General features: G+C 41.1%; 9 protein-coding genes. 2 read left to right on the top strand and 7 right to left on the bottom strand.

Annotated elements, in window-relative coordinates; genetic code table 11:
* Positions 1 to 4: 4 nt before the first annotated feature.
* From pgmB to ACWICE_RS12765, 7 genes are all read right to left on the bottom strand, one after another.
* Complete coding sequence (pgmB, locus tag ACWICE_RS12795) at positions 5 to 661, bottom strand: beta-phosphoglucomutase (protein WP_093099127.1); 657 nt, start codon at positions 659 to 661, stop codon at positions 5 to 7.
* Between the two features lie 18 nt (positions 662 to 679).
* Positions 680 to 2,536, bottom strand: a complete 1,857-nt coding sequence (locus tag ACWICE_RS12790; RefSeq protein ID WP_093099129.1) for a glycoside hydrolase family 13 protein — start codon at positions 2,534 to 2,536, stop codon at positions 680 to 682.
* A gap of 17 nt (positions 2,537 to 2,553) precedes the next feature.
* Positions 2,554 to 3,573: a SusE domain-containing protein gene (locus ACWICE_RS12785; protein WP_093099130.1), complete on the bottom strand. Its 1,020-nt coding sequence runs from the start codon at positions 3,571 to 3,573 to the stop codon at positions 2,554 to 2,556.
* A gap of 8 nt (positions 3,574 to 3,581) precedes the next feature.
* Positions 3,582 to 5,180 (bottom strand): RagB/SusD family nutrient uptake outer membrane protein, encoded by a 1,599-nt coding sequence (locus tag ACWICE_RS12780; protein ID WP_093099668.1) that lies wholly within the window; start codon positions 5,178 to 5,180, stop codon positions 3,582 to 3,584.
* Positions 5,181 to 5,216: 36 nt separating this feature from the next.
* On the bottom strand, positions 5,217 to 8,177 hold the full coding sequence (locus ACWICE_RS12775; protein WP_454298507.1) for a SusC/RagA family TonB-linked outer membrane protein: 2,961 nt from the start codon (positions 8,175 to 8,177) through the stop codon (positions 5,217 to 5,219).
* A 26-nt stretch (positions 8,178 to 8,203) separates the two neighbouring features.
* Positions 8,204 to 10,789 (bottom strand): alpha-amylase family glycosyl hydrolase, encoded by a 2,586-nt coding sequence (locus ACWICE_RS12770; protein ID WP_454298506.1) that lies wholly within the window; start codon positions 10,787 to 10,789, stop codon positions 8,204 to 8,206.
* A gap of 219 nt (positions 10,790 to 11,008) precedes the next feature.
* Positions 11,009 to 12,034, bottom strand: a complete 1,026-nt coding sequence (locus tag ACWICE_RS12765; RefSeq protein WP_093099133.1) for a LacI family DNA-binding transcriptional regulator — start codon at positions 12,032 to 12,034, stop codon at positions 11,009 to 11,011.
* Positions 12,035 to 12,193: 159 nt separating this feature from the next.
* Between ACWICE_RS12765 and ACWICE_RS12760 the strand changes: the two genes are divergently transcribed.
* Both ACWICE_RS12760 and ACWICE_RS12755 read left to right on the top strand, forming a co-directional pair.
* Positions 12,194 to 12,490, top strand: a complete 297-nt coding sequence (locus ACWICE_RS12760) for a transposase (RefSeq protein ID WP_197701033.1) — start codon at positions 12,194 to 12,196, stop codon at positions 12,488 to 12,490.
* A 567-nt stretch (positions 12,491 to 13,057) separates the two neighbouring features.
* Positions 13,058 to 13,204, top strand: a complete 147-nt coding sequence (locus ACWICE_RS12755) for an integrase core domain-containing protein (protein ID WP_093099672.1) — start codon at positions 13,058 to 13,060, stop codon at positions 13,202 to 13,204.
* The last annotated feature ends 449 nt before the right edge of the window (positions 13,205 to 13,653 follow it).

Raw genomic sequence — 13,653 nt, 5'->3', positions numbered from 1 at the left:
ATCTTTAATTACTTAACAACTCCCCCAAATTTTTGACATTCAAATCAACATGTTGCAATCCACCATCCAACGAAATGCCTACTACAGCCATTCCTCCTGCCCGTGCTGCTTCCACACCGGCCGGGGCATCTTCAAATACCACACAAGCCTCTGCTGCAACATTTAGCTTTCGTGCGGCACATAAAAAAACTTCAGGATTTGGTTTGGATAAAGACACCTCATTACCATCCACGATGGTATCAAAATAGGCTGCTATGCCTGTTTTTTCTAAAATTAGCGGTGCATTTTTACTGGCTGATCCTAAGGAAATAAGCTTACCTGCTTTCTTAGCCGCTTTCAAAAAAGATAATGCGCCCGGTAATACATCCTCAGGTGTCATTTTTGCCACCAATTCCAGGTACCATTCATTTTTTAGCTGAGCCAACTGTTCTTTTTCCACTATTGATTTTTCCACACTTCCCCAACTCAAAATTTTGTTTAATGATTCTATCCTGCTTACTCCTTTCAACTGCTCATTTTGCTCTTCCGAAAAGTCGAAACCCAACGAATTAGCCAATCTTTTCCAAGCCTGATAATGAAATACCGCTGTATCGACCAATACCCCGTCCAGATCAAATATGTAAGCCGGCTTTTCCAAAAACGCTATTCTTTTCAAATCCATAATAAACCCTATATATCCTTAAAATAACTCTAATACCATAGTTTCTTTTGCCTGCAACGACAGGTCTTCATGAATATTGAAAACCTTATCCGTCATGATATTCTTTGCCTGCTTATAGTTTTGTATACACTCAGCAAAACGACCTGTTTTTATCATTTTCGATTCTTTATTCGTATTCATAATGACCATGATTGTCTTGTCATCATCATATCTGAAATAGACATAGATCCCATCTTCGGGGACAAACTGCATCGTCTTACCGGTATGTAGCACCGGGTTATTTTTTCTGTAGTTAGCTAATGTTTTCACATACCTCCACATATCCTGCTCATCCCCGGTACGACCGAACGCTTCAAATTTATTAACCGCATCTCCTGAAAAGCCCCCTTTAAAATCCTCCCGTAGCAGACCATCCGGATTACTAAAATTTTTCATTAGGATTTCGGTCCCATAGTAAAGTTGGGGTATACCCCTGGTAGTCATCAACCAGGCAACAGCAGACTTATATTTGGTAATATCTTCTTCTACCACGGAGAAAAAGCGGTCTTTATCATGATTATCAAGAAACAGTACGTTACACTCCGGATGAGGATATTGATAATCTGCAGCCAGCACTGAATACAACTTATTGACTCCTCCTGTCCAATCCATCTCTTTGTTTAAAGCTTCACCGATAGCATAATTCAATTGAAAATCTGTAACCCCCATCAACTTCGTATCGATAGACTGTCCTACCTGCTGTCCTCCCAGAAAATAAACCTGATTAGGAACCGAATGTACCCAGGTCTCTCCAAAAAATGTAAAATCAGGATATTCATCAACAATAGACTGTGTCCAATCCGCCATAAACTGCAGATCATTATAGGGATAGGTATCTATCCTGAATCCGTCGATACCCGCTTCCTCGATCCACCATATATGACTTTGTGTAATGTAATTTCTGACATAGGGATTTGTTTGGTTCATATCCGGCATTGTGGTGTCAAACCATCCCTTTTCCATCTTACGACGATCATCTTGCGATGCATAGGGGTCAAAGACCGTTTGGTCCTTATAGGTAGTCTGCGTAAACTCAGGCCATTCATGAAGCCAATCTGTCATCGGTTTATCCACGACGGTCCAGTGGTACAGACCGACATGATTAGGTACCACATCATGTACCAGTTTCATCCCTCTGCGATGAAGCTCATCCCCCAATCGCTTGTAATCCGCATTCGTGCCAAAGCGAGGGTCGATATGATAATTTTCGGTATTGGCATAACCATGATAAGATGCCTGGGGCATATCATTAGTCAATACCGGAGTCAGCCATACAGATGTAATACCTAAATCTTGCAAATAATCTAATTTACCAACTACACCTTCCAAATCTCCTCCGTGACGATAGTACATAGAATCCCGATTTAAAGCAGTCTCACGCATGTCTTTTACGATATCATTACCTGGATTTCCATTCGCAAACCGATCGGGCATAATAAGATAAATCAAATCAGAAGAATTGATTCCCTGCGCTTTTACTGCGTTTGAATCTCTTTCCTTTAATTGATAAGAAAAACTTCCGGCCCTCTTATTGCCTTTATAAAATTCAATCGGGTACTGTCCTGCTTGCGCATCAGCACCAATATGAATATCTAAGAACAGGTAATTCTTATTATCGGCATGGTGTACGCTTAGCAAGTCTATTCCCGGTTTGGAAATTTTCACTTGTGTACATTCTCCAATCGCATCCCCATATACCACTAGCTGTATTTTATTAGTTTTCATACCTACCCACCAGTGCAATGGTTCGATACGCTGAATAGATTGTGCTATGACCTGATTAGCCAACAGCAGTAGACTAGAGAGGACTAAGGTTCCGAAAGTTCTTCTTTTCATGTTTTTTGTTTCAATGCTTATTTTTTAACAAGGGTATAGGTATTATTCGTTACATCCAGTATGATATCATACGTTCCGGCTTGTGATACAGCGATATCGGCACCACCTGCACTAAGGGTTCCGTTTGCACCGCCCAGGTTTGTACCCCAATCATGGTTCTTGCGGAATTTAAAATTACCGACCACAAAATCGACAGTCACCTTCCAGACTTGATTGGCATTGTCATAGCGCATATCCGTATCTGCTCCCCATCCTCCCGGAGTAGCATCCCCGATAACACCCCAGGAATGATCGGCGTATGCTATGGTATTATTATTGGTATTCACGGTAAGCTCCAGATTACCTGCACGTGGAGCTTTTATATTGCCTCCTCCATTCAGTATAATCTTATTGTCACCGGCATCACCAAACGATTGAGCCCAATCACGTAAAGGTGTAATTTTAAACTCAGAGTCTGCTTCCGGAAAATAAATTATACCCGTGTAGATCGAATTACTCGTTGGCGAAATTAATGATTCGGCTACCTCAATAACCCAATTCTGGTAAGCACCCGGCACATACAAATAGCTAACCGCAGCATAAGGTGTAATTTCCAAAGATACCGGTGTGGAATAAACCGGAGCAATACTACCGGATATCGAAGACTTGATACGCACCTCAATAGCAGTAGGTTCTCCTGTAGGAACATTCAATGCCAACACCTGCGTATTCAGGTTATCCCCCGTAAAGTCTAGGCTATCTTGTCCATTAGGAATAATAACTTCTTTGACTTCGGCAAAATTGCTCCCCTTGACAGCAAACTGTAAGGTATTGCTAATCGCGGCCTGGTAACCAAAACTTGCAGGTGAAAGCCGAATCTGCAGCATAGTCTGATCCGCCACCTCTTTGCTCAGGACTATAGTAGACGAGCTGACTGCCAGTACTGCTGACGTACGGCTTTGTTCATCAAGCAATACCGTTTTTGTTTCATCTTTATCACAAGATTGCAAGGTAAAAACTATACCTATCAACAACCATAAATATGTCAATGTCTTCATATCATTACTTAGTTATACCCTTGATTTTGATCTAAATTTGGATTGGCAATCAAATCTGCCGCTGGCAGTGGAAACAAATTGCGATAGGCCGGAACTGCCTGACCTTGAAGAACACCTCCTTTAAAAGGCCACAAATAGTTACCACCCGTAAACAATCCATAACGAATTAAATCTGTTCTGCGGAATCCCTCCCAGTACAATTCCCGAACACGCTCATCTAAAATATCATTCAATGTAATCGTCGCCACATTACCGGATGTATTGCCATAAGCCCGTTCTCTCAAATCATTGAAATAGGTCAAAGCCGTAGCTGTACTTCCCCCACTGCCACCTCTCAGCACTGCCTCCGCATAAATCAGATAAAGCTCCGGCAAACGTATCAATGGGAAATCAATAGACGTAATAAAACCTTCTGCCGCGTTTGGAACTGAATTATCCTGATTAACATTTCGGAATTTAGTGACCGCCAATCCCTGCTTGTAGACACTGATATCTTCTATCTCTACCGAAGTATTCAGATGAAACATCGCTCTCTTATCCGTGGCTCCACTCCAATCGCCAAATATGTCAGCTATATTATCACGAACCCTGTTTCCTGCCCAGCCACCTCCCGGTATACCAAACAATGTAGGATCCATGGACGCATCTATCGCTGCGTTGAGCAGGTAGGTAGTACCACCTTTATTCTGCGTAGAGGTACCATCATAGGGTAGATAAAAGATAAACTCATTATTTTGTTTGTCATTATCCGCATAAAACAAATGCGCATAATTACTCTTTAACGAAAAGCCAGATTCTATGACCTGCTTCGCATAGGTGATCGCTTCTGTATAATGCGCATTACCAGTGCCTAAATAAATCTCGGCATTAAGGTACAACCGTGCCAGCAATGCCCAAGCTGCTGATTTGTCTACGCGTCCATACTCATTTTGACGGGGAGCTTTCATAATATCAGCTGCAGCCAATAGCTCGGACTCTACATAGTCGAATAAATCTGGTCGCATAATTTGCTGTGGCGCCTCTTTACCGACTCCATTCTCTTCGGTAATGAAAGGCGGGTTGCCAAATAAATCCAGCAAAACCCAATAGCTAAATGCCCGTAAAAACCTGGCTTCACCTCTGTAAACCCTTATTTCCTCTGCTTCTGCTGCCGTTATTCCCCTACTACTTAGTTTTTCATCAGTACTCTCTCTGAGGAATTCGTTAACGAGTGTTACCGTATAGACACACCGTGTGTACAATCCTCTTAACATAGGATTACTATCTTCAAAGGTCAGGTAGTCCAAACCACTGATACCCGGGTCATTGAGCCAGGCGCTAGCAGCCTCATCTGTGGTCAGTTCCTGAGCATTCCAAAATAACCGCAGGAAATCGGAAGTACCCGGATCCAGGCCTCCCAGATCCGAATTATTAGGACCTGTACTACTGGTTAATGTTAGTGAGCCATAAAGACGTGCAAACGCCATTTTATAACCTTTTGCATCCTTAAAAACAATATCTGCCGTAACATCATTTGTTGGCTTTAAATCTAAGTCTTTATGACAAGACATCACTATTGCCGCCATAAATACCAGAATGATATAGTTGAAATTATTAAATCTTTTCATTGCGCTGTTTTTTTCACGTTTACCAATCTTCATCTGTTAATATGCCAAATTAACACCTACTATAAATGTCCTTGGCCTAGGATAGAAACGGTTGTCTATACCATTTGCTATTTCCGGATCCACTCCCTTATATTTAGACACCGTAAATACATTCTGAACAGTACCGGACAAAGTCAGGCTCGCGGTACGGTTACCTTTCAATACGTTACCGATCCGATAAGAAACATTGATATTGTCCATTTTCAGGAACGAAGCGTTCTTAACATAGTAGTCACTTAGCAACTGTTTCTCCCTGAAATTTGTATTTAAGAAGTCCACCGGTGCATTATTAATGACCAGCGAAGCGGCATCAATCACATTATAGCTACTGCCAAAGTTTGAAGAAACGTTGTCATAAATATAGTTTCCGATATTGGCACGCAACACTGTACCTATAGACCACTTATCATAGTCTACCGAAGTAGAGAACCCTAGTAAAAATTTAGGCAATGGTGATTTATAAAAATAACGGTCATTGTCGCTTATGGTTCCATCTCCGTTTGTATCTGCATACAAAGCCTCTACTGGTTTTCCGGCCTCATCATACACTTGTTTAAATACACGGAAGCTATTGGGTGCCATATTAACCGTATGTGCCTGGATATTGTTACCCGTTGCACCTTGTATTCCTCCTGTCTCAATCATAAAATCCGGGTCATCTACCAAAGTCAGGTTCGTCACTTTATTTGTATTGTACGTAAAGTTGAGACCCAGATCCCAGTTTAATTTTTCACGTTTGATAAGTGCCCCATTGATATTCCATTCTACCCCGAAATTTTCCATATTACCCACATTTGTCAACAGGAAATTATTGAAATTAGAACCCACGGCAACAGGTATAGAACTCAACAGATCTTTCGTCTTCTTGGTATATACATCCAGGCTACCAAATATTCTTCCATTAGCAAAACCATAATCGACACCAATATTTGATATGGTCGTACTTTCCCACCTGATATTCTCGTCGTAAGCTACCGGCGAATACAGGTAATAGTATTCGTCGCCCATACGGTACATAGATTCATTAGAACTATTGATATAATTAGGCATATACGAATAATTCGCTATCCCATCCTGTTGACCGGTCTGTCCATAGCTTAGTCTTAATTTCAGATCAGATAGTGCTTCACTATATTGTAAGAATCCTTCTTCTTTTAATTTCCAGGTGAAAGCAACCGAAGGAAAATATCCCCAACGATTAGCCGGACTAAAGCGTGATGATCCGTCGGCACGCAGTGTAGCTGATACGATATATTTGCTATCATATGTATAGATCAATCGCCCATAGTAAGAAATCAATCTATTCTGAGGCACATCAAATGGAAATACCGGTGTATTTAATACATCTCCTGCTTCATTTACCCGATCAAAATTATTAACCGTGGTTTTATTGTCATAATAACCATATCCCAACGTAGCGTCAATATTACTCTTGATATTTTCAAAATTGTTGGCATATTTCAGATAAAACTCTGCCATCGTATTATCGATATCATTTTTATACTGTATACGTTCTCCACCTTCATTAAAATTACGGGCAGCGATAGCCGGTGTGAATGTGTTGCCCTCTCCGCGACTCTTGTCATAACCTAAATTCAGGTTTGCATGTAGCTTTGGCAGAAAATGGAAAGAATAATCCAATTGAATATTTCCAAAAGTACGAAACACCTGTCCATTGTCTTTTCTTAGTTCAAGCAATGCCAACGGGTTACGAGGGGCATTAGGGTTTGGAGAAGTGCCATTGGCCCACTCGTAATATCCTCCAAACTGATCGCTATATATAGGTTGTGTAGGATCAAACTGTATAGCTGCCCCGATCGCATCCTGGGTTGCGAACTTCGATTTAGACCAGGCACCACGAACATTCAGGTCTATGGTTAAGTGATTGTCCAATAATTTCGGATTCAATGAAAGTGCTGCAGACGTCCGTTGCATATTGTCATTTTTCAATACCCCATCCTGATTTAGATAACCTAAAGAAACACGGTAAGGTATGTTTTTAACACTGGAAGCCACACTTAGGTTATTGTCTGAAGCAAAGGCATTCCTATAAATGGCATCCTGCCAATCGGTATTCTCCGACCCCAACAAGGCTTTCATGACATCACTTCCGTTCGCGTTGACATAGTCTCTGATCTGGTTAGCATCTAACAGATCGACTGTACGATCAATAGTAGCATAGGAATTTTGTGTCGAAAAATTAATCTTTGGACTCCTGCTTCCCTTTTTAGTGGTAATCAAAATAACACCATTAGATGCCCTTGATCCATAGATAGCGGTAGCATTCGCATCTTTCAAGACTGTAAATGTCTCAATGTCATTCGGGTTTATCAGGCTTAACGGGTTAGCCACACCGGATATACCTTGTCCGCCAAACGGCACACCATCTACCACGATCAACGGGTCATTGCTGGCATTGAGCGATGCTCCGGCACGTATCCTGATCGTGCTGGCTGCACCAGGTTGTCCGCCACCCGAAGTAATCTGAACGCCCGACACTTTTCCTGTAATCAATTGTTCAGGGCTTGAAATAACTCCCTTTTGAAAATCTTTTTCATTTACTGTGGACACAGCACCCGTTACTTCTCCCCTACGCTGCGTACCGTATCCGATAACGACGACTTCATCGATATTAGCCTGATCTGATTCCAGCGTAAAGTCTAACTGTATACTGTTGTTTTGAGTAGCTACAGATTTAGACTGCGATACGTACCCCACACTATTCACCTCTACAATATAGTTTCCTGCAGCCAAACCATCAAAACGATACTCGCCCAGCACACTGGTCGAAGTAGATCGGTTCAATGCCTTAATCCGTACTGTCGCACCAGCCAATGATTCCCCAGCCGTAGTCGTAATCTTACCAGATATGGTAAGCTGCTGTGAAAATGCGGTGAGCGACAAGGTAATCATGAGATAGAACAGCATGATCCGCTGAATTGTAAATTTGCTCATCATAATATTGCTTTTTTGGGTTTATAATTTCATTTTAAAATATCCTTACTCAATAAATAATATTGTCCCGGAGACAACTGGATTGTTTGCCCTACGGACCAATTGACTGTTGTTCCGCTATTCAGGTTATCATACCAGGGGCCTTCCATTGCCGCACTGACCTGAAAAGATTGGTTCACGACATCGAAATTTCCGATAACCATCACCTTTTGATTACCCTGTTGCAGGATATAATACTTTACAGCACCTGTCAGAACGTATTCACTAGCCGGGTTCCGAAATACAGTATTCTCTTTCTTAAAATGAATCAATCGGGCATAATGCTTAAGAAGATTAGCACGGTTGGCATCCGAACGATAATTCCATTTCGACGGCTTATCGCCTGTACGTCCATTCTCATTGATGGAAATATCATAACCAATTTCTCCAAACTGCCATATCATCTTTGGACCCGGAGCAAATAGCAGAAAGGTGGCTGCCTGCTCCATGCGATTCAGGGCGGTTGTCAATGTCTTGGTAGAATAGCCTGAACCTGTATTCCCATACATTTGATTCTTAAACATCAGCCTCTCTTCATCATGAGATTCCATATAAGAAATCAGACGCGGCTGCGTAAAACCATGGCTTTGTGGAAACAACCTGCTTAAATCCGAATTAGCAATATATCCCATGGATGCCTCATTGAAATTATGATTTAAATTGTTCCACAAAAACATACCCTCATTCGCTAATTCCCTTTCTTCCTGATCGTCCGCAAAATGTTCCAATATCACATAGAAATCCGTATCAATGGCCTTGATAAAATTGTTATACTCTTTCCATAATGCTACGCGGCTTGCATCATACGCAGACCATGTCCCAACACTACTCTCAGCCGTTCCCGAATTTTTCTGCGTAAAACCTTTGGATAAATCAAACCGATAGCCATCAATCTTATATTCTTCTATCCAATAACGCATCACATCTTTTGCAAACTGCTTGGTCAGTGGACTTTCATGGTTAAAATCGTATCCTACATTAAATGGATGTGTCGGCACTACATTAAACCAGGGGTTATTAGCTTGCAACACTCCTCCTTGCATATACAGTTGGGCCAAAGGCGATTGTCCAAACGCGTGGTTCAACACGACATCCAATATTACAGCAATACCATTCGCGTGACACGCATCGACAAATTGTTTAAATGCTTTTGCACTACCATAATACTTATCTAGTGCAAAATGGTAGGAAGGATTGTAACCCCAGCTTGAGTTGCCTTCAAATTCCTGCACTGGCATCAATTCTATAGCATTCACTCCTAAAGCTTTGAGGTAAGGAATAGAATCCCGTAGCGTCGTATAATTTTTCTTTTCCAAGAAATCACGGACATGCAGTTCATAAATAACCAAATCATAGGGATGCGGACGTACATATGAAGTTGATTGCCAGGTATAGGATTCCGGAGAGAGATTCAGGACAGAAACAATTCCCGATGTCTTTCCGGTAGGATATGACGGCAATTCAGCAGGTATTTGGATAGATGTGTCATGTTCCGGATCCAAAACGGTAACGGCATAAGGATCTGCTATCCTAATCTGCCCACCCACCAAAAACTGATACGTATGCTGTTTAGAAAAATCAAGATCCGAAACTTCTATCCACCAGGTATTGCCATCAGCCGTTCTTTTCATAAAAGACTGTTCCGTAGCCACATAATCATTAAAGCTACCCAACAGGTAGACACTGCTTTTTGAGGGTGCGGATAAGGCAAAAACAACTTTCTTAGTCGAATTATTGATCGTAACACCATTAACTTTGGCTCCGGAAGGCAGTTCGGCAGTCGTCACATCCTGAGATACCATCACATAAATATCCCGCTGGACCGATTGATTAGCTGAGGTAGCTTTTATCGATAGCCTGTTCAGTCCACCACGGTCTAACCTGATCTTAGTATCAACTTTAGTCGTTTGCGAGAAAGTATTTACAACCTCGTTATTCAGTGATATTTCTACAGCAGAAGCTGCTGATACCGCAAAAACCAAAGGCAAATCATAACCCTTCTCAAACTCATCCTGTTCTGTTATTTCCTGATAGGTTGGCTGCAGAACGGGTGCTGAAACACCTATTTGCAACTGGTTCTTTGCCCGGATCGGGATATACATGTCCGAGCCATCCTTATTACGGGCGACCTTAGATCCATCCATATTCCGAATCAATAGCGCGATATGTGTGGCAGATAACTGCTCCGAAATATTAAAGAAGTCCTTTGGTACAAAGCTAATGCTAAATTTATTGGCTTCAAGGTGCTTGAGCTTATAAGCCGCATCAGCTTTTCCCCATTCTGTAGTCACATGTTTCCAGTCTTTTTCTGAAGCACTCGCACTGGTAATCAAGCCTGCATGTAAATAAAGGCCATCCTTTTCCTGCATCAATTCTTTGTTCCCCTTAGATAAGTCGAAGACTAGGGTAACTTCTTCATCCAGAAATACAAAATCAGTCGTAGAAATTATGAATCCCTCTTTCGCTGTTTCAGCAGGAATTTCTATTTCATTTCCATTTCGTATATCTTTTTTACACGATAGCATTACGGTTGTCGAAAACAACACAAATAATATGAGCGGAAACCTGTTTATCATAACTATTGTAATAAGGGCGTCAGAAAGTAGCAGATGATATCATAACCAAATTTGGCATTGCAAAAACTTCTATAGACCACTAACTAATGCTAAATCTTATTTTTAAAACTTATAATTGGTGCATTATCTTTTTCCAAAAAGATGTACTGCTAGATTTGGGAACGTTCCCGAAACTTCTGCTAAAGTAGGGAAAAAAAAATATTTTGAAAATAAAAAATGCTATTTAGTTAATTTTTTTTGACTTGATTCCTGGAAGATAAGGTCAGATTCCAAAAATAACACTTCCTGTATATCAGCCTCTCGGTTACCGCGCATGATCTCAAAAAGATATTCAGTGGCTTTTTTCCCCATTTCATAAGCGGGTTGTTTTACCACACTCAAAGCGGGACTCAGCATATCTGCGATTTCAAGACAGGAGAAGCAGATCAATTTTATTTGATCAGGGATATGTATGCCTAAGGTTTTTGTCACACGCAGGGTACTAATTGCCAACCGTTCCACGGAAGCAAATATGGCATCTGGCGATTGCTCTTTTATTAATTGCTCAATATCTCGATAGTTGATTTCGGCATCATTCGAAGTGTCAAGAGTCAGCTGTTCATCAAACTTAATGCCTCCATCAGACAGCGCTTTAGCGTAACCATCCATACGGATTTTACCGATAGAGACATTCTTATTGATAGCCAGGTAAGCTATTTTTTTACATCCATTCTCAATCAGGTGCGACGTGGCCAGGTAACTGGACTCAAAGTCATTACCAGTTACACAAATGGTATTGATATCTTCATAATACCTGTCAAAAAAAACCAAAGGAAGATTGTGTTTCTTTAACAGTTTGAGGTATTGATGGCTCTTGCCCTCTCCCGACCCCGACATGATCACGCCGTCCACCCGGCCATTGACCAATGTGCGGATTATTGCAGCCTCTTTGTCAGCACTATGATCCGTGACATACACCAATACATGAAAATCATTATTCCTGGCTATAAGTTCAATTCCCTTAATAGCCTGGGAAAAAAACTTATTGCCAAATTCCGGAATGATAATCGCAATAGTAGAGCTCTTACTTCCTCTTAAATTACTGGCATACAGATTTGGGGAGAATCCCAATTCTTCGGCTTTTTTTAATATCCGCTCTTTGGTAGCGGCATTAATATCACTATTGCCCCTGAACGCACGTGACACAGTAGATTTTGATAACCCCAACGCTGCTGCCAACTCGATGATAGTGATGCTGTTTGCCATTATTATGATAAATCTTACAAAGATACTATTTCGGAGGACGATCCACAACCGTTGCATATTATAATTTTGAATTTCCTATGAATTAACCGTTTAAGTCTCAGCGTACTTTACGAAAAACTAACCTCATCCCCAAAAGCTGGAGTATTTAAAAAGTAAAGAATTCGGGGTCGAATTACTAATCTTGAAGCGCAGATCGCTTTTACGATCAAGCAGGCCGAGACAGGCCCCCGAGTGGAGGAAGTCTGTAGAAAAATGGGGATCAGCGAGGAGACATTTTACAATTGGAAGAAGAAATACGGTGGTTTAGGGAGTTCGGACCTGCGTCGTCTGCGGCAGCTTGAAGAGAAAAATGTCCAGTTGAAGAAGCTGGTAGCCGACCTTAGCCTAGACAAACAGATCTTGCAGGATATAGTAAAAAAAAGTATTGAAGCCCGCTCAGCGAAGAAAGATGGTTAAAGCTCTTATGGCGGACTAGCATGTTTCGCTGCGGCTTGCGTCAAGTATCCCTGTTAAGTACGTCTGTTTGGTATTATAAGCACTTTCGCAGGAATGATGATCATCTCGTCAACGCATACGGAATATTGCTGAGTCCAGAGTGTGCTATGGTATTGAGCATATTATGTTTTGTTAAAAATAGACGGCTGGAAAGACTACTATAAACGTGTTTATCGCATTTATGGAGAAAGAAGGGCTGAATTTACGTAAAGCGTTCCAGACGTTGTCGGGCTGCTTCACATCGCTCCGAAAGGCCTACTTTCTCTAGTATGTACGATTGCTACATGGATTTCGTTGCTAATGCGCTGTTTGACGGCCGGAAAATCCGCTGCTTAACTGTAGTGGATAATTAGAGTAGGAAATGCATGACCATTCAGGTCGGATAGGGTCTTAAAGGGAGTGACGTGGTCGCTGTTCTAGAAGAACTCCGGTTGCTTCAGGAGCAAAACCCAAAAAGATACACGTAGATAACGGGTAGGAATTTGCTTCTAAAAAGGTCGATCGATGGGCTTATGAGAATCAGGTAGAATTAATCTTCTCCCGACGGGTAAACCCACAGATAATCTGTATATTGAGTCCGTTAATGGTAGTTTCCTTGAAGAGTGCCTGAATGCACATTGGTTCCTGTCATTGGAAGATGCGAAACAGAAAATTGAAATCTGGAAGGAGGAATAAAACACCTTTCCATCCCACAGCTTTCTGGGGGATCAGATACCAGAAAAATTTACATGGAAAACCAGGTCAAAACAGCGGAATTTTCTATTTTAGAAGACTCCTAAATACGGGGAGAGGTCAAAAATTATAAAACTACATTAATAATCGTAGCTGTTTATAGGGAAGATTACAAGTTCATTTAACTGAATAATATTTTAATGGCTTACAGTCAATCGGAGGATCCAGAATAACGAAAAGGCGTTATGACGTACTTTGGATACGCAATAAGCTAGCTTTTTATAAAAGTGCACAAAAACACTAAATTGAACCATTTTTCCATATTCGGTGGAAACTGTAAATAAGTTTAATAGACATTTTGTATTTTATCCTTGAGCGACGTTCCCATTCTGATCAATGTTTGGATGTATAATTCTTGCATAAAGCGTATTTTGAACTTGGTTTGTTTTTAT

The organism is Sphingobacterium sp. NPDC055346 (assembly GCF_053645235.1).
This window is presented reverse-complemented; position numbering and strand designations above follow the sequence as displayed.